Annotated in this window: 13 protein-coding genes and 1 pseudogene; 13 read left to right on the top strand and 1 reads right to left on the bottom strand. The window is 71.8% G+C overall.

Translation table 11 applies throughout. From position 1 onward, the window contains the following. The first annotated feature begins 95 nt into the window (after positions 1-95). Complete coding sequence (locus tag ACWCPW_RS30505; protein ID WP_449764776.1) at positions 96-3,041, top strand: helix-turn-helix transcriptional regulator; 2,946 nt, start codon at positions 96-98, stop codon at positions 3,039-3,041. Between the two features lie 251 nt (positions 3,042-3,292). After that, complete coding sequence (locus tag ACWCPW_RS30500; RefSeq protein WP_449764775.1) at positions 3,293-5,071, top strand: hypothetical protein; 1,779 nt, start codon at positions 3,293-3,295, stop codon at positions 5,069-5,071. An 8-nt stretch (positions 5,072-5,079) separates the two neighbouring features. On the opposite strand, the gene ACWCPW_RS30495 is transcribed toward ACWCPW_RS30500, so the two are convergent. Then, positions 5,080-6,186: a PQQ-dependent sugar dehydrogenase gene (locus ACWCPW_RS30495; protein ID WP_449764790.1), complete on the bottom strand. Its 1,107-nt coding sequence runs from the start codon at positions 6,184-6,186 to the stop codon at positions 5,080-5,082. Positions 6,187-6,328: 142 nt separating this feature from the next. Here ACWCPW_RS30495 and ACWCPW_RS30490 point away from each other — a divergent pair, with 142 nt between their 5' ends. The 11 genes and pseudogenes from ACWCPW_RS30490 to ACWCPW_RS30440 all read left to right on the top strand — a co-directional run bounded on the left by ACWCPW_RS30490 (position 6,329) and on the right by ACWCPW_RS30440 (position 21,625). Beyond that, positions 6,329-7,309 carry a 2-hydroxyacid dehydrogenase gene (locus tag ACWCPW_RS30490; protein WP_449764774.1) on the top strand — a complete coding sequence of 327 codons (981 nt, stop codon included), beginning with the start codon at positions 6,329-6,331 and terminating at the stop codon, positions 7,307-7,309. Between the two features lie 89 nt (positions 7,310-7,398). Continuing rightward, entirely contained in the window at positions 7,399-8,970 is a 1,572-nt protein-coding gene (locus ACWCPW_RS30485) for a DUF2079 domain-containing protein (RefSeq protein WP_449764773.1), read from the top strand. A 618-nt stretch (positions 8,971-9,588) separates the two neighbouring features. After that, positions 9,589-12,342: a putative bifunctional diguanylate cyclase/phosphodiesterase gene (locus ACWCPW_RS30480; RefSeq protein ID WP_449764772.1), complete on the top strand. Its 2,754-nt coding sequence runs from the start codon at positions 9,589-9,591 to the stop codon at positions 12,340-12,342. A 340-nt stretch (positions 12,343-12,682) separates the two neighbouring features. After that, positions 12,683-14,455: pseudogene (locus ACWCPW_RS30475) on the top strand (acetolactate synthase large subunit); the annotation flags it as partial. Between the two features lie 42 nt (positions 14,456-14,497). Then, positions 14,498-15,025, top strand: coding sequence for an acetolactate synthase small subunit (ilvN, locus tag ACWCPW_RS30470; RefSeq protein ID WP_020556335.1), 528 nt, complete (start codon positions 14,498-14,500; stop codon positions 15,023-15,025). A 190-nt stretch (positions 15,026-15,215) separates the two neighbouring features. Further along, the gene (gene ilvC, locus ACWCPW_RS30465; RefSeq protein ID WP_395873462.1) at positions 15,216-16,214 is read left to right on the top strand and encodes a ketol-acid reductoisomerase; all 999 of its coding nucleotides are present in this window, start codon (positions 15,216-15,218) and stop codon (positions 16,212-16,214) included. Between the two features lie 856 nt (positions 16,215-17,070). Continuing rightward, on the top strand, positions 17,071-17,586 hold the full coding sequence (locus ACWCPW_RS30460; protein WP_449764771.1) for a SigE family RNA polymerase sigma factor: 516 nt from the start codon (positions 17,071-17,073) through the stop codon (positions 17,584-17,586). A gap of 174 nt (positions 17,587-17,760) precedes the next feature. Next, complete coding sequence (locus ACWCPW_RS30455) at positions 17,761-19,407, top strand: PP2C family protein-serine/threonine phosphatase (protein WP_449764770.1); 1,647 nt, start codon at positions 17,761-17,763, stop codon at positions 19,405-19,407. A gap of 55 nt (positions 19,408-19,462) precedes the next feature. Continuing rightward, positions 19,463-20,293 carry a hypothetical protein gene (locus ACWCPW_RS30450; protein ID WP_161354475.1) on the top strand — a complete coding sequence of 277 codons (831 nt, stop codon included), beginning with the start codon at positions 19,463-19,465 and terminating at the stop codon, positions 20,291-20,293. Between the two features lie 31 nt (positions 20,294-20,324). Continuing rightward, a complete protein-coding gene (locus ACWCPW_RS30445; RefSeq protein ID WP_449764769.1) occupies positions 20,325-21,146 on the top strand; it encodes a hypothetical protein in 822 nt (273 codons plus the stop codon). A gap of 86 nt (positions 21,147-21,232) precedes the next feature. Next, a complete protein-coding gene (locus tag ACWCPW_RS30440; protein WP_449764768.1) occupies positions 21,233-21,625 on the top strand; it encodes a hypothetical protein in 393 nt (130 codons plus the stop codon). Positions 21,626-21,649: the final 24 nt, after the last annotated feature.

Raw genomic sequence — 21,649 nt, 5'->3', positions numbered from 1 at the left:
GACGCCGGACACGCCCCCTGAAACCCCTTGGTTGACCTGCGCAAACGGGTTTCGCCGGGCGAGAAATCCCCGGCTGCGCACCGGCGGGACATGACATGCTCGGCACTGTGGCGAGTACTTCTGTTTCTCCCGTGTTCGTAGGCCGGTCAGTGGAAATGGCGCGGTTCCTCACGGCTTTGCGCGAAGCCGACGAGGGCACGCCGGGCGTGGTGCTCGTCGGGGGCGAGGCCGGCGTCGGCAAGACGCGCCTGCTCCAGGAGTTCCTGGAGCGTGCGGAGGCGCAGGGTGCGGTGACCACCGTCGGTGGTTGTCTGGAGTTGGGCGCGGAGAGTCTGCCGTTCGCGCCCATCTCCGCCGCGCTGCGCACGCTCTCCCGCCGGATCGGTCCCGAGCTGGCCGAGGCCGTGGCCGGCCGCGAGCGCGATCTCGCGTGGCTGCTGCCCGACCTCGCGCCGGGCACGATCGCGCGCGACGGCGAGTTCGACCGGGTCCGGCTGTTCGAGCTGATGCTCGGTCTGCTGGAACGGCTCGGCGGTGGCCGCACACTCGTGATCGCGATCGAGGACCTGCACTGGGCCGACTCGTCCACGCGCGAACTGCTCGGCTTCCTGTTCCGGCTGCTGCGGACCGGCCGGATCCTGATCGTCGGGACGTATCGGGCCGACGCGGTCGGCCGGCGGCATCCGCTGCGGTCCTTCCTGGCCGAGTTGGACCGGGTGCACAACGTGGCCCGGATCGACCTGGCCCGGCTCACCCGCGCCCAGGTCGGCGACCAGTTGCGCGGCATCCTGCGCGAGGATCCGCCGCGCCGCCTGATTCGCCAGATCTTTCAGAAGTCCGAGGGGAACGCGTTCTTCGTCGAGGAGCTCGCCTGTTCCATTCGGGATGGGCAACTCACGGGTATTTCGGATACTTTGCGAGATTTGCTGCTGATTCGGATCGAGGAGTTGTCCGAGGACACCCAGAAGGTGATTCGACTGGCGGCGATCGGCGGCGTCACCGTCGGCCACCGACTGCTCACCGAGGTGTCCTGGCTCGACCCGGACCGCCTGGAGGAGGCGCTGCGCACAGCGGTGTCCGCACACGTACTGGTGCCCGTCGGGGACGAGTTCCAGTTCCGGCACGCGCTGGTGCGCACCGCGATTCGCGAGGACCTGATGCCGGGGGAGCGGGTCCGGCTGTACGCGACCTTCGCCGAGGCGCTGGAGCGCTGTCCGGACCTGGTCGCCGCCGACGAGCTGCGCGGTCGGATCGCCACGTACTGGTTCCACGCGGGCAAGGCGGTCAAGGCGCTGCCGGCGGTGCTCGCGGCGGCCGAGGCGGCGCGGGAGCGGTACGCCTTCGACGAGCGCACCCGGCTCCTGGAACGCGCGCTGCTGCTGTGGGAGCAGGTGCCCGACCCGGAGGAGCTGAGCGGTCGACGGCTGCTCGACATCTACATGGAGGCGGTCACCGCGGCCCGGCTGGGCAGCGAGCGCGAGTTGGCCATCCACTTCTGCAAGCTCGCGATCGAGTTGGTGGACCCGGTCGCCGAGCCGGAGCTGGCCGCGTTCCTGTGGCGGGAGAAGGCCCAGGGCCTGCGCAACCTGTGCCGCTCGTCGGGCATGCCGGAGCTGCGCCGGGCCAAGGAGATCCTGGAGGGCCTGCCGCCGTCGATGGAGCAGGCCCGGGTGCTCGCGCACATCGCCCGGGACCGGATGCTCGACGGCGAGGGCGACGAGGCGATCGCCGAGGCGATGGTCGCGCTGGAGCGCGCGCGCACCGTGGCCAGCCCCGACATCGAGGCCGAGGCACGCAAGACCCTCGCGTGCGGTCTGGTGCAGATCGGGCGGGTCGAGGAGGGCATGGCGCAGCTCGAACTGGCCGAGGAGGGTGCGATCAGCAGCCGCGAGCCGGACAGCCTGGTGCACATCCTGAGCAACAAGGCCTCGCTGCTGGAGGGGTTGGGCCGGCACCGGGAGAGCGCGGTGGCCGCGCGGCGCGCGATGGAACTCGCCGCCGAGCGCGGGCTCACCCGCACCTCCGGCTCGTTCGCGCTGGGCAACCTCGCCGAGTCGCTGCTCTCGGCCGGCGACTGGGCCGACCTGGAGACGCTGGTGGAGAAGACCCTCGACCTCGACCCCGGGCCGCAGACCACCCGCCACCTCGAACTGCAACTGGTCGACCTGTGTCTGGCCCGGGGCGACGTACGGGGCGCGACCGAGCACCTGAAGCGGTCCCGGCTGGCCGCCGGATCGCGCTACGTCGAGGCGCAGTACGGGATCCCGCTGGCGCGGTCCGAGATCCGGGTGGCGGAAGCGCAAGGGCGACTGGACGAGTCCCGCGAGGCGCTGGTGGCGGCGCTGGAGGGGGTCGGCTGTCCGCCGGGCCACCAGCGCTACATGTGGCAACTGCTCGCCGACGCGGCCGGGAACGAGGCGGACGCGCGCACCTCGACCGTGCGCCCCCGCGAGTCCGAGCTCAGGACCCGCCAGGACATCGCCGACCGGATCGCGGCGATGGCCGATTCGCTCGCGGTCGACTGCGCGCTCGACGCGGCGTACGCGGGGCTGGTCAAGGCCGAACTGGCCCGCGCGGCGGGCACCGACGACGCCGAGCAGTGGGGCCGGGTGGTGTGCTCCTGGGAGCTGACCGAGCAGCCGTACCGAACGGCCTGGGCCCAATATCGGCACGCCGAGGCGCTGCTCGCCGCCGGCGACCGCGACGCCGCGGCGACGCCGTTGGCCGCCGCCGCCGAGGTGGCCGTCCGCCTGGACGCCAAGACCCTGCGCGAGGTCATCGACCTGCTCACCCGCCGCGCCCGGATGGCCCCGAACCCCCAGGGCGAAGCCGGCACCCCGCTGCCGACCCTCACGCCACGCGAGATCGACGTCCTCCGGCTGGTCGCCGACGGCCGCAGCAACCGTCAGATCGCCGAAGAGCTCTACATCAGCGTCAAGACGGCCAGCGTCCACGTCTCCAACATCCTCGCCAAGCTCGAGGTCACGGGACGGGGGGAAGCGGCGGCGGTGGCCCATCGGCTGCATTTGGTGGACGGCTGACGTGTAGGGGTGGCGTTGCCATCGGCGGCGGCTCGCGGGGCGGGCTGGGCGGGCTGGGATCGCCGAGGTCACGGATGCGGCTTGTCGCGTCCGTCGCCGCCTTTGGGCCCGCCGCCGACGCTGTCGCGTCCGTCTTCGCCCCCGCGACCGCTGCCGTCGCCGCTCCCGCGCCCGGCACCCCCACTCCCTCCGCCGCCGCGGAGGGGGCGGGGGTGCCGGGGGTTAGCGTGGGGGTGGAGGGAAGGGGAGTCATGGTCCAGGGGCTGGGGCTGGTGTTGCGGGAGTTGGGCGCGGGCGAGGTGGGCGGGGTGTTCGCGCGGTTGGTGGGGGTGCGGGGGGTGGCTGCCTGGGTGGCGGATGAGGTGTGTCTGTCGGACGGGCTGGTGGAGGCGATCGCCGCGTGCGGGAGTGCCGACGAGGTGGTGCGGGCCGCGGGTAATCCGCGGTTGAGCGCGGCGCAGTTGTGTCGGTTGATCGAGGCCGGTGGGTATCCGGTGGTGGCCTGGGTGTTTCCGCCGGAGGGTGAGGACGAGGTCCTCGATCCGCCGGGCGGTCCGAACGAGGTACTCGACCTGGGGCGCCGGGAGTTGCGGCGCGCGGGAGTGGCGGTGGAGCGCGTGCTCGAGCTGTTGCGCGCGCATCCGCTGCTCGCGTATACCGCTCGCCGCGCCGGGTCCGTGAGCGTGCTGCACCGGCCGGATGTGCCCGTCACCCGGACCGAGGCGCTCGACCAGGTGGGACCCGCGCTGCGCGCCGGCGTACTGGCGCCGCGCGAGATCCTGAACCGCATGCGACCCGCGCGCGTCGCCGCCCAGGTGCTCGCCGTGGTCTCCCGCGAACACGCCTACGTCACCGGCGAGAGCACCATCCACGAACTGCTCCGGCCCGAGATCGTCGACACGCTCGGCACCAGTTCCGCCGCCTGGGCGCACGTGGCCCGCACCCTCGGTCGCCACGCCGGCACCCTGCCCGAGCTGTTCGCGGACGCGAGGACGCACACGGGCGAGGCCGCGATCCGGGTGCCGGCCGCCGTACGGCCGTCCATGGCCTTCCTGCTCCGCCGGCTCACCGCCGACGAACTCACCACCCTCATCCCGCACCTCGACGACGCGGCGGCGGTGGCGCTGCTTCCCGGCAACGTCCCGCCGCTACCGAACGTCGCCGACGCGGCGCTGCGTTGCGCACACCACGCGCTGCTCGCGGCGCTCGCCGAGCACCAGAGCATCGGCCGCCACTACGCCGGCCTGCTCAAGGACCTCGGCGACGACCGGCTCGACCGACTCCTGGTGGACAACCGCTCCGGCGTCACCGCCGAATTGCGCCGCGAGATCTACGCCGGCCGCCGGGCCGACCGCCCCCGCGTCCCGATGCACCCGGAGCTGCGCGCCCAATTGCTCAACGAACCCCCCTACGGCGGCGAGCCCGAGGCGTACGCTCTCTCCGGCGATCCGGCGCTGGTGGACCACGCGCTGCCGGGTTGCGAGGCCCGCAAGCTGCGCCGGATCGACTGGATCGACATCGTGCTGAGCCTGTGGGAGCGCGCCGACCCGAGCGTGACCGCCGACATCCTGGGCCGCCACGGCGAGCTGTTCCCGGAGCGGATCAAGGTCACCGCGCAGGCCGCGTTGGCCACCCGGGACCAGACCCCGCTCCGGGAGTTGCGCGCTCGCTGGGACCGGGGACCGCGTGCCGAACCGCCGATACCCGAGCACCGCCGGCCACCCGCCGACCGGCTTCGCGACACCGCGCTCGACCCGTGGCACTCCTGGCTCGTCGCCGCGGTCACCTCCGGCGAGTCGGACGCCGAGGAGGTCGTTCGGCATGCCCGCCCGGCCCGGCACGCGTTCGAGGCCCTGGTCGCGATCGACGCCTACCACTGGGCCCCGGGCAGCGCCGGCCCGGCGCTCGCCCGACTCGGCAAGCGGATCGGCCCCAACCCGGAGGCCTGGGTGATCCTGGCCGGTCTGACCGCCGATTTCGAGGGCACACTGACCGAACTCGCCGACCTGTGCGCGGCCGCCGCCGGTTGACCCGGGGGTCAGTTCAGCACGAGGCGCAGGATGCGGTCGTCGCCCTTGCGCGGGCTGCCCCGGCCGTCCGTCATGCTGGTGGTCAACCACAGTTCGCCCGAGACGGCCAGCACCGTGCGCAGCCGGCCGTACTTGCCCTGGAAGTACGCCTTCGGCGTGCCGACCGTGGAGCCCAGGATCGGGGCCTGCCACAGCCGTTCGCCCTTGAGGCCGGCCAGGTAGACGACGTCGCCCAGGATCGCGATGCCGCTCGGGGAGGCGTCGTCGGTGGCCCACTGGGCGACCGGGTTCATGTACCGCGGGTCGTCACCGGTGCCCTCGACCTCCGGCCAGCCGTAGTTGGCGCCGGAGCGGATCAGGTTCAGCTCGTCCCAGGTGTCCTGGCCGAACTCGCCCGCCCACAGCCGCCCGGTCGAATCCCAGGCGAGGCCCTGGACGTTGCGGTGACCCAGGCTCCACACCGGGGAGTTCGGGAACGGGTTGCCGGGCGCCGGCTCGCCGTCCGGGGTGAGCCGCAGGATCTTGCCGCCGAGCGAGGAAACGTCCTGCGCCAAGGCCTTCCGGCCGGCCTCGCCGGTGCCCGCGTACAACATGCCGTCGGGGCCGAACGCGATCCGGCCGCCGTTGTGGTTCGAGCCCGCCGGGATCCCGGAGACCAGCACCTCGGGGCCGCCCAACGGCTGCCCCGGCACGTACGTCATCCGGACGATCCGGTTGTCCTGCTCCGTGGTCAGGTACGCGTACAGGAAGTGGTCGGTCGCGAAGTTCGGCGACACCGCGATCCCGAGCAGACCCCCCTCCCCGCGATGCACCGAACCCGGCACCGTGCCCACCACCACCGGTGTCGAGGTGCCCGGGCCGAAGCGGGTGATCGTGCCCGTGTCGCGCGAGGACACCAGCGCGTCCTTGTCCGGCAGCACCGCCACGCCCCACGGCGTGTTCAGATCCCGGGCCGACTCGCCGACCACGACCGGCTCGGCGACCCTGGCCGCGGTCGGCCCGGCCGGCACGTTCGGCGGCTGCGTCCCGGCCACCGGCGCGGAGGAGCCGCCCGGTGTGGCCTTGCCGCCCGACGAGCCGTCGTCACCACCGCACGCGGTGAGTCCGGCCGCCATCGCGGCGGCGAGCGCCAGGGCGGGCCAACGAGGCTTGGGACGGCGTATGCGCACCGGAAACACCACCTTCTCGGGTTACCTCGACCCTAAGCGGCCCGGGCCCGCGAGGGAGGGGCCCGACACGACATTTAGAGTTCCTGCCATGGTCACCGAAGGCAGGATCTGGGTTCCGTACACCCTCGAACAACTCGCCCCGCTCCCCGGCAAACTCGGCGCCGGCGCCGGCAAGGGCGACGGTGACGGCGGCGACCACGGCGGCGCCTCGATCATCGACGTCTACGACGGCTTGGGCGGCCCGGTGCCGGACACCGCCGCCGACGTCGAGCTGTACGTCCTGCCCTACACCTTCGACCGCGAACCGCTCGCCCGGATCGCGGACATGCCCCGGCTCAGGATGATCCAGACGCTGACCGCGGGCTACGAACACGTGCTGCCGTACCTGCCGCCAGGCGTGCTGCTGTGCAACGGGCGAGGCATCCACGAGACCAGCACCGCCGAACTCGCGCTCACCCTCACCCTCGCCGCGCTGCGCGACATCCCGACCTTCGTGCGCGGCCAGGACGCGGGCGAGTGGCGGTCGGGGTTCTATCCGGCGCTGGCCGACAAGACCGTGCTGATCCTCGGGTACGGGGCGATCGGCGAGGCGGTGGACCGCCGGCTCCAGGGCTTCGAGGTGGACGTGGTCCGGGTCGCCCGCAGCGCCCGGGCCGGCGCGCACGGCCCGGTCCGGGCGATGGCCGAGCTGCCCGAACTGCTCCCGCACGCCGACGTGGTGATCGTCACGGTCCCGCTCACCGAGGACACCCGCGGCCTCGTCGACGCCGACTTCCTGGCCCGGCTCCCGACCGGCGCGCTCGTGGTCAACGTCGCGCGCGGCCCGGTCGTGGACACCGACGCGCTGCTCGCCGAACTGGGCGCCGGCCGGCTGCGCGCGGCGCTGGACGTCACCGATCCCGAGCCGCTGCCCGCCGACCACCCCCTGCGTTTCGCCCCCGGCACATTGATCAGCCCGCACGTCGGCGGCAGCTCGTCCGCTTTCCTCCCGCGCGCCCTGCGACTGATCCGCCAGCAGCTCGAACGCTGGTCCGAAGGGGTGACTCCGGCGAACGTCGTGCGTGATTGAGCGACAAAAACCGTCCGGTCGCGCTCTGCTTCGGGTGAGGGCCGACACCGGTACGGTGTGCCCGCGCACGCCGACCCGGACGGAGAGACATGAACGACAGGGGGACGGCGCCCGGCGCTGTTCACAGGCGGTTCGAGGCCCCCGACACCGCCGAGGCGGCCGCCGCGCCCGCCGCCTCGGCAGTCGTCGAAGGGGCGGTGATCGCTCCCCGAACGGGTGAACACGACCGCGGATTGCGCACGGTGGTCGAGCGGGCCCGGCGACGGATCGGCCCGGGCGCCCTCCCGTACCTGCTCGCCGCGCTGTTCTTCGTGGTCTACGCGACGCACTCGCTGCTGCGGCACCGCCGGATGGAGACGCACGCCTACGACCTGGGTCTGTTCGAGCAGGTGGTCCGGGCGTACTCGAACTTCGAGGCGCCCGTGTCGGACATCCGGGCGCCCGACTTCAACGTGCTCGGCGAGCACTTCCATCCGATCCTGGCGCTGCTCGGTCCGATCTACCGGGTCTTCCCCGGCCCGAGCACGCTGCTGGTCGCCCAGGCGTTCCTGGTCGCGATCTCGGTCGTGCCGATCACCCGGATCGCCGCGCGCGCGTTCGGCCCGTGGGGCACGGCCGCGCTCGGCGTCGCGTACGGCCTGTCCTGGGGCATCCAGTCGGCCGTCTCGTTCGACTTCCACGAGATCGCGTTCGCGGTACCGCTGCTGGCCTTCGGCCTGGACCGCTTCCTGCTCGGCCGGTACCTCACGGCGATGGCCTGGTGGTTGCCGCTGATCCTGGTCAAGGAGGACCTCGGGCTCACCTTCGCCGCCGCCGCCGTGCCGCTGTTGCTGCTGCGCCGTTGGAAGATGGCCGCGGCACACGTGCTGATCGGCGCGTCGGCGTTCGCGCTGGCGATCTTCGTGTTGCTGCCGGCGATCAACCCCAACGACACGTACGCGTTCTGGGGCAACCTCGACTCCAGCCAGCGATCCGGCAACGCGGATCCCACCACGGCGTTGGGCCAGGTGCCGATCTCCGAGCTGATCATCGAACTGCCCAAGTCGATGGTGCTGCCCAGCGTGAAGTGGATGACGTTGTTCACCCTGCTGCTGCCCACCGGCTTCATCGCGCTGCGTTCGCCGATCCTGGCGATGATCGTGCCGACGATGTTGTGGCGGTTCACCTCCAGCAACGAGTACTACTGGGGCACGTACTTCCACTACAGCGCGGTCCTGATGCCGATCGTGTTCGCGGCGTTCGTGGACGGCGTGGTCCGGCTGCGCGCGTCGCGGGCGCATTGGCTGCGCCGGTACGCGATCCACGCGGCGATCGTCCCGCTCGCGGTGTCGCTGGCGTTCGCGCGCGACTTCCCGCTGATGGACCTGCTGCACAAGCGCACCTACACGGTGCCGGACCGGGTGCGCTCGGCGCACAAGGTGCTCGACCGGGTCCCGGACGGCGCGACGGTGTCGGCCACGATGAGCTTCTCGCCGCAACTGGTCTCGCGGGCGGCGCGGGTGACCGACTTCCCGACCCTGCTGCCAGGGCGCGGGTACGCGGCGATCGAGGTGTGGGGCAACAACAAGGACTGGGCCCGCTACTGGATCGCGTACCTGATCGGGCAGGGCTTCACCGAGGTGGCGCGCGAACCGGGCGCGGTCCTGCTCGAGCGGGGCTGAACCGGGCACCCGACCGGGGGTGCCACGAAACCCGAGCGCGGTCGAGCGCCCACCCGTGCCCACGGCCGAGCGACCCGCCCGCTCCCTCCGCGCCGGTCACACGCTCGGCCGTCCGAGTTCTCCCTCGCCCGCGCGCGTGCGCGGACCGCGTCGCGTCGCCGACCACGAGTGCCCACCGATCCGGCCCCACCGACGCGCCGCCGACCCCGCCGAGCCGCCGGCGGGGCCTCGGCCCGCGTTCCGGACCCCGCGAAGGCCGCCGGCCGATCGCTGAAACTCCCAGGTTTGCCCTGATCAGAGCCCCTTTTTCCGTCCAGTGTCGGGACTTTGTCACAAATGCACGGGAAGGGACTCCCATGCTGGGCATCATTAGTTACTCTGTGTTGAGTAAGACAAGCTCACAGTGACGGGTTGGTGTATCGTCCGAGTCGTGGGGCGTTGAGAGACGCGCACGGTCGGGTGTCGCACCCCCGTCGCGCCGGCGCCGACCGCCCCGCCTCACGGCTGGGGTGTGAGGGCCGGTGCAGTGCCATGAAGCGCCGTGGCGGCGACTTCGGGCAGAGGGGAGTGCGGAATGCCGGGGGACCACTGCCGGAGTGGCCGAGCCACGACGACCCGGTGCGGCTGCTGATCTTGGCCGACACCCCTACGCAGCGGCAGTTGAAGTACCTGATCGTGCCGCTGTGTCTCGTGTACGCGATCGGTGCGCTCCAGGGCTGGGGCAATCCGACGTTGTCGCTGGCGATGGGCGACTTCGGCCTGGCGGCCGCGGCGGCCGTGGCGGCGATCTCCTGCGCCCTCAAGGCCGTTCGCGAATCCGGTCGGGCCCGGTTGTCCTGGGCGCTGTTCGCCTTCTCCGCCACGATGGTCTCGCTCGGCAACGGGATCTGGGGCTGGTACGAGGTCGTCCTGGACGTCCCGGTGCCCACGCCCGGTCCCACCGACGTGATCTTCCTGCTGTTCGCGCCGCCCACCATCGTGGGCCTGCTCCTGGTGGCGCAGCGCCCGCGCGGCATCGCGGCGTGGACCTGCATGGCGCTGGACGGGTGGTTGATCGCGGGCTCGCTGTTCACGCTCGGGTGGAGCCTCGCGCTGGCCCGCAGTACCAACGGGGATCGCTCGGACATCCTCAAGATCGTGCTCACCCTCGCCTATCCGGTGCTCGACATCCTGATGATCAGCATGGTCCTCGGATTGCGTTTTCGGGCCGGTTCGGGAGATCGCGCCGCACTGAACCTGGCGCTGGTGGGCCTCGCGGTCACCGTGATGAGCGACGCGCTGTGGACCACACCGGGACTCAACAGCGGCTACCGCTCCGGCGGCCTGTTGGACGCGGGCTGGTTCGCGGGCAGCCTGCTGCTGGCGATCGCGCCGTGGACCGGCGACCGGGTCGAGGCGCACGAGCGTCCCAGGCACCGCACCATCTCGATGTTGTCCGCGCTCACCCCCTACATCGCCGCCGCGGTGTGCACCGCGGGCGTGCTCGGCGGCGCGGTGGCCGGCCACGCGCCGGACAAGGTGGTGCTCGGGGTCGGCGCGACCGTACTGGTCACCCTGGTCCTGCGGCAGGGCATCACACTCGTCGACAACGTGTTCATGGCCCAGGAACTGTCGGCGAAGGAGAGCCACTTCCGGTCCCTGGTGCAGGGCTCCAGCGATGTGATCATGATCGCGGCGAGCGACGGCGTGCTCCAGTACGTCAGCCACGCGGTGCGCCGGGTGTACGGGTTCGAGCCCGAGGAGTTGGTCGGCACCCGGCTGGAGCTGCTCATCCATCCCGAGGAGAGCGCGCGCGTACAGCGCGAACTACGCGCGTTCTTGGACGGCGCGGTGCCGGTGGGCGAGGCGGACACCGCGATGGTGCGGGTGGAATGTCGGATCCGCTCGGCCGGCGGCACCTGGCTGCACACCGAGTCGGCGGTGAACCGGTACGGCGACGGGCTGATCTTCAACAGCCGCGACGTCACCGACCGGATCAAGCTGCAGACCCAACTGGAGCACGACGCCTTCCACGACCGGCTCACCGACCTGCCCAACCGGGCCCTGTTCGAGGACCGGATCCAGCACGCGCTGGCCCAGCGGCGCGGGATCACCCCCACGATCGCGGTGCTGTTCGTCGACCTGGACGGGTTCAAGGCGGTCAACGACAACTACGGGCACACCGCGGGCGACGAACTGCTCGTGCAGGCCGCGCGCCGGCTCGAACACGCGGTCCGGATCGGCGACACCGTGGCCCGGTTCGGCGGCGACGAGTTCGCCGCGCTCCTGGTCGGCGATCCCACCCCGCGGGCGATCCGGGAGATCGCCGAACGGCTGCTCTCCACGCTGTCCGCGCCGTACCGGATCGCCGACGGCGAGGTACGCGTCGCGGCGAGCATCGGGATCGCCTTCTCCGCGCCCGGCATCGCCCCGGCGGACCTGATGCGGCACGCGGACGCCGCGATGTACCGGGCCAAGGACGCCGGCAAGGGCCGGGTCGAGGTCTACACCCCCGACATGGACGCCGACGTGGAGCGCCGCGCGGCCCGCGCCGCCGGGCGCCGCCGGGTGGACCGGGACGGCCGACTGTCCGTGTCGTACCAGCCGGTGGTGGACCTGGACACCGGTCGGGTGCGCGACGTGGAGGCGGCGCTGTGTCGGGTCGAGGACGGCGTGGTGCCCGGCCGGGCCGACCACGTCCGGCTGACCGCGGGCGTGGACGGCCGGCTCTCGGCGGTGGGCCGCAGGTTGCTGGAGGAGAGCGCGCTGGCCGCCGCCACGTGGCGGGCAGCCGGGCACGAGATCGGTGTCACGGTCGGCCTGGCGGCTCGCCAACTCACCGGCCCCGGCTTCCTGGACGTGCTGGAGGAGACCCTGCGCGGTGCCGACCTGCCGGCCGGCGCGTTGACCCTGGAGATCACCGACAACGTGCTGCCGGACGGCGACGAACTCCTGCTGGGCCGGATCGCGGTGCTGCGCCGATTGGGCGTGCGGTTGTCCCTGGACGACTTCGGCACCGGCCACTCCTCGCTCACCTACCTGCGCCGGCTGCCGGTGGACGCGCTCAAGATCGACCGCTCGTTCGTCGCCGAGGTCGGCACGTGCCCACACCTGACCGTGCTCACCTCGACCATCGTGCGCCTCGGGTTGGAATCCGGGCTGACCCTGGTGGCGGCCGGCATCGACAGCCACGCGCAGGTCGACATACTCCGCGAGATGGGCTGTCAGCGGGGGCAGGGAAACTGGTTCCACCCGGCGGTGTCCGGGGACGCGATCTTCGATGTGCTGGGCCAGGCGCCGCTGGGCAACAGCGCGGTGCGCGGCCCGCGTCCGGAGCCGCTCCCGGAGGCGCGCGCGCCGCTGCCGGTCCAGGTGCCCCGGCCGCAGCTTTGAGTGTGGCCGCGGCGGGCCTCGGGCGGCGCCGGCGTCCGGGTGGGTGTCCGGGTCGGTGTCCGCGGTGGCGGCCGCGGTGGTGTCGGGGCCGGCCGAAACCATGACGTCCCGTCAGTCCTGGACAAAGAATCCCGAATACTGAGACGCGCGAAGAGCCGGCTTGACACGTACACGGGCGCGGAGGGAGAGTCGCGGGCATGCAGACCCGCATCCTCGTACTTGAGAAGCGCGTGAACTGACCACCGAGTCGGTTCGCGCGCCCCCCTCGCTTGCCTAACGGCACGGGGGGTTTTTTGTTGCAGTCCGACGGGTCCGGGCCTCGCGCCCCACTCGATATGCCGACTTCAGATCGAGAAGAGACGAAAGCATGACCGATCAGGTGACAGGAGCCCAAGCGCTGATCCGCTCCCTGGAAGCCGCAGGGGTGGACACGGTCTTCGGCATCCCCGGGGGCGCGATTCTTCCCGCCTACGATCCGATGATGGACTCGACGAAGGTGCGCCACATCCTCGTCCGGCACGAGCAGGGCGCGGGTCACGCCGCGGAGGGATACGCGCAGGCCACCGGCAAGGTCGGGGTGTGCATGGCCACGTCGGGCCCCGGCGCGACCAACCTGGTGACGCCGATCGCCGACGCGCACATGGACTCGGTGCCGATCGTCGCGATCACCGGTCAGGTGGCCAGTGCCGCGATCGGTACGGACGCCTTCCAGGAGGCGGACATCTGCGGCATCACGATGCCGATCACCAAGCACAACTTCCTGGTCACCGACCCGGCCGAGATCGCGCCGACGATCGCCGCGGCGTTCCACATCGCCTCCACCGGCCGGCCCGGCCCGGTCCTGGTCGACATCTCCAAGGACGCGCTCCAGGCGACCACCGACTTCGTCTGGAACGGCACCCCCGAACTGCCCGGCTACCGCCCGGTCACCCGGCCGCACGCGAAGCAGATCCGCGAGGCCGCCCGGCTGCTCAGCGAGGCCAAGCGCCCGGTCCTGTACGTCGGCGGCGGAGTGCTCAAGGCGCACGCGTCGGCCGAGCTGAAGATCCTCGCCGAGCTGACCGGCGCGCCGGTGGTCACCACGCTGATGGCGCTGGGCGCGTTCCCGGACAGCCACCCGCAGCACCTGGGCATGCCGGGCATGCACGGCACGGTGGCCGCGGTCACCGCGCTGCAGAAGTCGGACCTGATCTTCGCGCTCGGCGCCCGCTTCGACGACCGGGTCACCGGCAAGCTGGACACCTTCGCGCCGTACGCCACCATCGTGCACGCGGACATCGACCCGGCCGAGATCTCCAAGAACCGCACCGCGGACGTGCCGATCGTCGGCGACGCGCGAGAGGTGATCGCCGACCTGGTGGTCGCGGTCCAGTCCGAGCACGAGGCCGGCCGGTTCGGCGACTACCAGGAGTGGTGGACCGCGCTGAACCGCTGGCGCGACACCTACCCGCTGGGCTACGACCTGCCCGCGGACGGCTCGCTGTCGCCGCAACTGGTGATCGAGCGGCTCGGCGCGATCTCGGGTCCGGACACGATCTTCGCCTCCGGCGTCGGCCAGCACCAGATGTGGGCCTCGCAGTTCATCCGCTACGAGAAGCCGTACACCTGGCTCAACTCCGGCGGCGCCGGGACCATGGGCTACTCGGTGCCCGCCGCGATGGGCGCCAAGGCCGGCATGCCGGACACCACGGTGTGGGCGATCGACGGCGACGGTTGTTTCCAGATGACCAACCAGGAGCTGGTCACCTGCGCGGTCAACGACATCCCGATCAAGGTCGCCATCATCAACAACGGCACCCTGGGCATGGTCCGCCAGTGGCAGACGCTCTTCTACAACGAGCGCTACTCCAACACCGACCTGCAGAGCCGCCGGCTGCCGGACTTCGTCAAGCTCGCCGAGGCGATGGGCTGCGTCGGGCTGCGCTGCGAGAGCCCGGACCAGTTGGACGAGACCATCCACAAGGCGATGTCGATCAACGACGCGCCCGTGGTCATCGACTTCGTCGTCCACCAGGACGCGATGGTGTGGCCGATGGTCGCGGCGGGTTCCTCCAACGACGAGGTGATGGCCGCGCGCGACGTGCGTCCCGACTTCGGCGACTCGGACGACTGACAGGCCGACAGGGCATCAGGAAGGCATAGGAGTCCAGCGATCATGTCCAAGCACACCCTCTCGGTCCTTGTCGAGAACAAGCCCGGTGTCCTCGCCCGGATCACCGCGCTGTTCTCGCGTCGGGGCTTCAACATCGACTCGCTCGCGGTCGGCACCACCGAGCATCCGGACATCTCGCGGATCACCATCGTGGTCAGCGTGGTCGAGGAACTGCCGCTGGAGCAGGTCACGAAACAGCTCAACAAGCTGGTCAACGTGCTCAAGATCGTCGAGCTGGACCCGCCCGCGTCGGTGCAGCGCCAGCTCCTGCTGGTCAAGGTGCGCGCGGACCACGAGACGCGTTCGCAAGTGGTGGAGATCGTCCAGCTCTTCCGCGCCAAGACGGTCGACGTCTCGCCCGAGGCGGTCACCGTCGAGGCCACCGGCGGCCCCGACAAGCTGGCCGCGATGCTGCGCATGCTGGAGCCGTTCGGCATCAAGGAACTCGTCCAGTCCGGCGTCGTGGCGATCGGCCGCGGCGGCCGCTCGATCACCGACCGTTCGCTGCGGTCGGTGGAGCGCTCGGCCTGATGGACATGTCGGGACCTCGGTTCCGACGGGTCCGCCGGGATCCCGATTCCGGCGGATTCGTCGGGATCTCGGTTCCGACGGGCCGTCATGGTCCACATTTCAAACCGGTGGCACGCGGTTCGTTCGTGATTTGCGAAGATGACGAGCGGGGCACGGCCCCGAAAACCCAGTCTTGAAGGAGAACCCCGAAGTGGCCGAGCTGTTCTACGACGACGACGCCGACCTGTCCATCATTCAGAACCGCAAGGTCGCGGTGCTCGGCTACGGCAGCCAGGGTCACGCCCACGCGCTGTCGCTGCGGGACTCCGGTGTCGACGTGCGGGTCGGTCTGCTGGAGGGCTCGAAGAGCCGCGCCAAGGCCGAGGAGGCGGGCCTGCGGGTCGTCACTCCCGCCGAGGCCGCCGCCGAGGCGAGCGTCATCATGATCCTGACCCCGGACCCGGTCCAGGCGAAGGTCTACGCCGAGGCCGTGGAGCCCAACCTGCAGGACGGCGACGCGCTGTTCTTCGGGCACGGCTTCAACATCCGGTTCGGCTTCATCAAGCCGCCGGCCAACGTCGACGTGTGCATGGTCGCCCCCAAGGGCCCCGGCCACCTGGTCCGTCGGCAGTACGAAGAGGGTCGCGGCGTGCCGTGCATCGTCGCGGTCGAGCAGGACGCGTCGGGACAGGGCCTGGCGCTCGCCCTCTCCTACGCGAAGGGCATCGGCGGCACCCGAGCCGGCGTCATCAAGACCACCTTCACCGAGGAGACCGAGACCGACCTGTTCGGTGAGCAGGCGGTGCTCTGCGGCGGCGCCTCGGCGCTGGTCAAGGCGGGCTTCGAGACCCTGGTCGAGGCCGGCTACCAGCCGGAGATCGCCTACTTCGAGTGCATGCACGAGCTGAAGCTCATCGTCGACCTCATGTACGAGGGCGGCCTGGAGAAGATGCGCTGGTCCATCTCGGAGACCGCCGAGTGGGGCGACTACATCACCGGCCCCCGGATCATCACGGCCGACACCAAGGCCGAGATGAAGAAGGTGCTCGCCGAGATCCAGGACGGTTCGTTCGCGACCGCGTGGATGGCGGAGTACGAGGCGGGTCTGCCGAAGTACAAGGAGTACGTGAAGGCGGACTCCGAGCACAAGCTGGAGACCACCGGCAAGGAGCTCCGCAAGATGATGAGCTGGGTGACGAACGAGGGCTGATCCTCGACGTGTCGCCCACCGCTTCGGCGGTGTGAAGTGCCCCGGGCCGGGATCGGTCCGGGGTGCTTTTTTGTGTGGGGGCGGGGGCGGGGCGGGTTGTCGGGGTCGTGGGGGTGGCGAGAGGGGGTGGGCGGAGGGGGTGGCTGGAGGGGGTGGGCGGAGTCGTGTCCCGCAGCGTTGCTTCTTGTTGGGCGACTTCGTCGCCGGCTCGCGAGGGACCGCTTTTTCTTTCCCCCGCAAGCTCCTCCAAGAAAAAGCGGTCCCTCGCTCGGGGCTTCGTGTCCCTGCGCTTCGCTCCGGGCCACGAAGCCCGAAACCGCGGCTCCGCCGCTCTCCGCGCTGCGCGCGTCGATCACTGGGGTGGGCGGGGGTCGGGGGCGCCGACGCGCCGGGGGGTGGGGGCGTCGGGGGTTGGGTGCGAGTGGGCGCAACCCGTGGGGGGTGGGGTGCGTGTGGACCGTACCGGGGGTGTCGCGTGGGGCGGTGCGGGGAGGGACGGGGGACGCGGGGCATGGGGGACGAGGAGGCGCTTTCCGTATTGTTCGGCGCGTTCGAACGGGATGTGCGGCGCGTGCTCGGTGAGCGGCGGGACGGGGGGCGGCCGGCAGTGGGGGCGTTGATCGCGCGGCGTCGGCGCCGGCGGCTCGCCTGCGTCGTGGTCGGGGTCCTGGTGGTGGTTTCGGGGATCCGGCTGGTCGTTACACGGAACCGATCACCCGGTCGTGTGCGTGGGTGGGGGAGAGACGCTCGAGGCGGGTGTGCCGCGACCCGAACCGACATCGGGTGCGCGCCCCGGGCCGGATAAAGTACCGGGTCACGGCAGGACAGACACGCCGCGACGGGACGCGGGGGAACGATGGGACGGGACACGAGCGGTCGCGCCGACTTCGACGTGTTCTACGCGGAGAGCCACGGCGCCCTCGTCGCACACCTGTACGCGCTGACCGGCGACTTCGGCGAGGCCCAGGAGGCCGCGCAGGAGACCTACATCCGGGCCTGGAAGGACTGGGAGCGGATCAGCGACTACGAGAACCCCGTCGCGTGGATCCGCCTGGTGGGTCAACGTATCGCGGTCAGCCGGTGGCGGCGCACCCGTACCGCGCTCAAGAGCTGGATCCGGCACGGCCCGGACGGGGATCTGCCCGCGCCGGGCCCCGAATCCGTGGCCCTGGTCGCCGCGTTGCGCCAGATTCCCGAGGCCCAGCGCCGTGCGGTGGTGATGCATCACATGGGCGGGCTGTCGGTGGCCGAGATCGCCGCGCACGAGGGTGCGCCCGAGGGCACCATCAAGGCCCGCCTGTCCCGGGGCCGCAGCGCGCTCGCCGGCCTGCTCGCGGACGGTTCGGAGGCGGTCCGGACCGGACGCTCCTAGGCCACGAGGCGGTCCATCCGGGTTCATCCGCGCGGCGGCGCCCGGGAAACCCGAAGGAATTGGCCTTCCGGATCACATGCCAGGGCCGTATCCGAGGCAGCATGCTTGAACGAGGCAGTGCTATCGCCGCACCGGACTTGCCGTTCCGGGCCGACATCGTGGAGCGTGAGACACATGAGGGGCAGAGGGGACTCGGGTCGGGAGACGACCGTGCCGGCTCGCGGTGGCTTCCCGGAACGGACGCTGCGGCAGGACGAATTGCGCGCCCAGCGGGCACCGGCGGCGGACGACGACATCTTCGGCGACCTGTATCTCGACTTCGAGGACGCGCCCGCCCGCGAGCCGGCCGAGCGAAACGGACCGGCGCAGCCGCGGCCGACGTACGACCCGGAGCCCGCGCCGACCGGCTCGGCCGACGAGTTCGCGACCGAATCCGAGCCGGACGACGGGCCGCGAGTGGACGCCGCCACGTCGTACGAGGGGTACGACGCCGACCCGACGGACGAACCGGCGCCCGCGGCGGCGGATTCCGGCCCGCCGCGCGCAGATGCCGAGGCGGCACCGGCCGAGGCGGCCGAGGCCGCGTCGCGTTCGTTGTGGGACCAGGCCCCCCGGCCCGCCGAGACGTTCGCGACCGGGCCGGACACGGCCGAGCGCGGGCCCGACGCGATCTCGCACACGGTGACCCCGCGCGCGGTCCGTCCGGAGGCGGGCATCCCGGCCGCGCCGCCGCCGGTGCCCGCGCCGCCGACGATCTCCGGTGGCTCCGCCGACACCACCCTCGCCGCCGGGCACGCGGTGCCGCCACCGCCCTCGGTGCCGCCGATGCCCACGTCGCCGCCGCCGGTGCCCGAGCCGCAGACCCGGCAGCTCCCGGCCGACCCGCCGGCGGCCGAACCGGTCGAGGAGGCGGACGAGTTGGACGTACCCACGACATCGCGCAGCGACAGCCTGCGTCGGGCCGACGCGGCCGAGGGCGACGTTCCGGAGGACACCGGGCCGCCGCTGGGCGTCCAGGCGTCCGCGTGGTCCACGTCCTCGCACCCGGGCCGGCGCCGCGCCGCGCGGCGCGAACGGCGCGGATTGGGCCCGGAGCTGACCGCCCGGGACAACGACGACCGATACGCCGCGACGGGCGACGTGTTCATCGTCGCCGACGGCCTCGGCGGCCACCCCGCCGGTTGGTACGCGGCCGACGTCGCGGTGCGCACGCTGGTGGCCGAACTCGCCTCCGCCGACCTGGCCGCGGGCTGGAGCGACCGGCTCAGCGCCGCGATCGCGGTCGCCGACCTCGCGGTGCGCCGGCACGGCGTCGCGCAGTACGAGGGCATGCGCACGACCGTGGTGGCGGCCGTCCTGCAACACGGCAGGCTGCACTTGGCCGGCTGCGGCGACAGCGTGTGCTGGCTGGTGCGCGGCGGCCGGGCGTTCCGGCTGACCGAACAGGGCAACGCGGCCGAATTCGGCCGGCCCTGGCTGCTCACCTCCACCCCGTTGGGCGGCTCCCAGGCCCCCGACCCCGAACTGCAGCGCATCGAACTGCACCCGGGCGACCGTGTGGTCCTCGCCACGGACGGCGTCGGCCACCTGCCCGACGAGACGGTGGCCGACCTCGTGCACGGTGACCCCTTCCACGCGGCAACGACCTTGACCAGGACGGCCGTCGAGAGCGGTGACGACGACGCGACGGCGGTCGTGGTCGAATGCGACGCACTGCCCGTTCCGGCGGGTCACCGCTCCGGCGCCGACCCCCGGGAACAACCGGAGGATGCGTCGAGTGCCCCCGGGGCCCTACGGTCGGACGGCGGGACTGCCTGGTGACGGTTCACCGGGGGAAGATGGGCGATGCCCCAGGGCGGGGCACGAGACCGGACGGATGGCGATGCTCGAACTGATCCTCACCGTGGCGACGTCGGACGACGCCGACCAGCAGGAGTCGGACCTGGCCCGGCCGCGCACGGTGAAGGTGCAAAGCGAGCCCGGCAAGAAGATCGCGATCGGCCGGGACCCGTCGCGCTGTGGCCTGGTCACGCCGAAGGACTGGCGCTTCGTGTCGCGTGTGCACCTGGAGTTCGTCTACTCCCTGGAGCGCGGCTGGAGCGTGGAGTGGCTCCAGGGCTCGCACCCGCGCCCGGTCGCGCTGGTGCAGATCGATCGCGAGGGCGTGTCCGAACCGGTGCCCTACGGCGCGACGCTGCCGCTGGGTTCGCTGCGCCCGGGCCGGGTGGTGGTCACCGACCTGGCCCGACGGCGACGGGTCCTGGTGGAGTGGCGGGTGTCCCTGCCGCAACGCCCGGGCGAGGAGCCCACCGAACCGGACGTGGGCGTCCCCGAGACCCAGGACGTCGCGCCGTTCGTGCTGCAGAACCGCCTCTCCGAGACGGAGATGGAGGTGCTGGCCGCGCTGTCCTGCGACTGGGTGCACGGTCGTCCGGTCAAGCGCGCCAAGTCGACCAAGGAACTGTGCGAGCTGCTGCACCTGTCCGCGGCCACGGTCGAGCGCTACAAGACCAAGCTGCGCCGCGAGTTCTACAGTTCGGGGCTGTGCCCGGAGCTGAACTCCCTGCTCGGTCCGAACTACCTCGACACCGTGCGGCACGTGCACGGGGGCTGGGACCTGATAGCGCAGACTGCGGTCACCCACGGCATAACGGGACGCGGTCCGTGCCCGTGTGGTGCGGACGCGCCGCACGCGGGTACCAGGTGAGCGGTAGGACCGGGGAGGGGGCGAGAGGATCATGCTCGAACTGAACATGTCGTTCGTCGCGATCGAGGACGGCCGCGAGGCGGAGCGCGATCCGCTGCCGAGCCCCAAGAGCGTGCGCACGCCCGGAGTGGCGGGCACGCGGGTGTTCGTGGGGCGCGACCCCAGCGCGTGCCGGCCGTTGCTGACGCCGCACGACTGGCTGTTCGTCTCGCGCAGGCACCTGGTCTTCGAGTACAGCGAGGACCGGGGCTGGACCGTGGAGTGGCCGCGCGGACAGCGGGACACGCCGGTGGCGATCGTCCGGATCAAGCGCGGCGAGACCTCGCAGGACATGCCGTACGGCGCGATCCTGCCGCTGCCCGCGCGCACCAGCGGCAACATCCTGGTCAGCGACCTGGCCCGGCGGCGCAGCGTGGTGCTCGCGTGGCGGGCGATGCAGCCGGTCCGGCCCAGTACGTCCGCGTCGTCGGACGGGAGCGCTCCGCCCACGGTGGACATCGGTCCGGAGGAACTGCGCACCAAGCTGCGCGGGGTGCGTCTGGAGGTGCTCGCGGCGATGTCCTGCGACTGGATCCACGGCCGTGCCACCAAGCGGCCCAAGACCACCGACGAACTGTGCGAGATGCTCTACATGGCCAAGGCCACCGTCGAGCGCTGCAAGACGGAACTGCGCCGGGACTTCTACAGCTCGGAACTTTGCCCGGAATTGAACCACTTGCTGGGGCCCGACTATCTGGACACCACCCCGCATGTCCACGGAGGTTGGGACCTGATCGCCCAGACGGCGGTCACCTGCGGCATTGTGGGACGCGAACCGTGCCCGTGCGCACGTCGCGGTGGATCGATCGACTGAACCACGGGGGGTCGGCCGCACGGCGGGCCGGCACGCGGGATCGACTGTGGATGGACTGACGGCCAGGAGCGTGGGGGAGGAAACCGGTGCTCGATCTCAACATGGCGTCGACTTCGGGGGCGGACGACGCGGCGACGGTCGCCATGCTGATGGCAAGCGCGCCGAGCCGGCCGGGGGCGACGTTGGCGGTCGGTCGCGACGCGACCCGCTGCCATCTCGTGACGCCGGCCGACTGGCTGTTCGTCTCCCGGGTGCACCTGGAATTCCAGTGCGGCGACGACACGACGTGGTGGGTCACCTGGCGGCGCGGCTCACAGAACGCGCCGGTGGCCGAGGTCCAGGTGGACGACGGCGAGACCCGCACGCTGCCCTACGGCGGCACCGCGCCGCTGCCCAGCCCGGGTTCCGGCGAGGTGGTCATCCTGGACCTGAACGGGCAGCGCCGGGTCACCATCGGGTGGTTCCTGGCCGCGGACTGAGCGCCGCGTCGATCCCGAGCCGAT

Source organism: Embleya sp. NPDC001921 (genome assembly GCF_053594475.1).
The sequence above is the reverse complement of the archived record's forward strand: the minus strand, read 5'-3'. Positions and strand labels throughout refer to the sequence as shown.

Coding starts and splice junctions, on each gene's coding strand:
- ACWCPW_RS30505 (WP_449764776.1), top strand. CDS start 96: ATGCTCGGCACTGTGGCGAGTACTTCTGTTTCTCCCGTGTTCGTAGGC.
- ACWCPW_RS30500 (WP_449764775.1), top strand. CDS start 3,293: ATGGTCCAGGGGCTGGGGCTGGTGTTGCGGGAGTTGGGCGCGGGCGAG.
- ACWCPW_RS30495 (WP_449764790.1), bottom strand. CDS start 6,186: ATGGCGGCCGGACTCACCGCGTGCGGTGGTGACGACGGCTCGTCGGGC.
- ACWCPW_RS30490 (WP_449764774.1), top strand. CDS start 6,329: ATGGTCACCGAAGGCAGGATCTGGGTTCCGTACACCCTCGAACAACTC.
- ACWCPW_RS30485 (WP_449764773.1), top strand. CDS start 7,399: ATGAACGACAGGGGGACGGCGCCCGGCGCTGTTCACAGGCGGTTCGAG.
- ilvN (WP_020556335.1), top strand. CDS start 14,498: ATGTCCAAGCACACCCTCTCGGTCCTTGTCGAGAACAAGCCCGGTGTC.
- ACWCPW_RS30460 (WP_449764771.1), top strand. CDS start 17,071: ATGGGACGGGACACGAGCGGTCGCGCCGACTTCGACGTGTTCTACGCG.
- ACWCPW_RS30455 (WP_449764770.1), top strand. CDS start 17,761: ATGAGGGGCAGAGGGGACTCGGGTCGGGAGACGACCGTGCCGGCTCGC.
- ACWCPW_RS30450 (WP_161354475.1), top strand. CDS start 19,463: ATGGCGATGCTCGAACTGATCCTCACCGTGGCGACGTCGGACGACGCC.
- ACWCPW_RS30445 (WP_449764769.1), top strand. CDS start 20,325: ATGCTCGAACTGAACATGTCGTTCGTCGCGATCGAGGACGGCCGCGAG.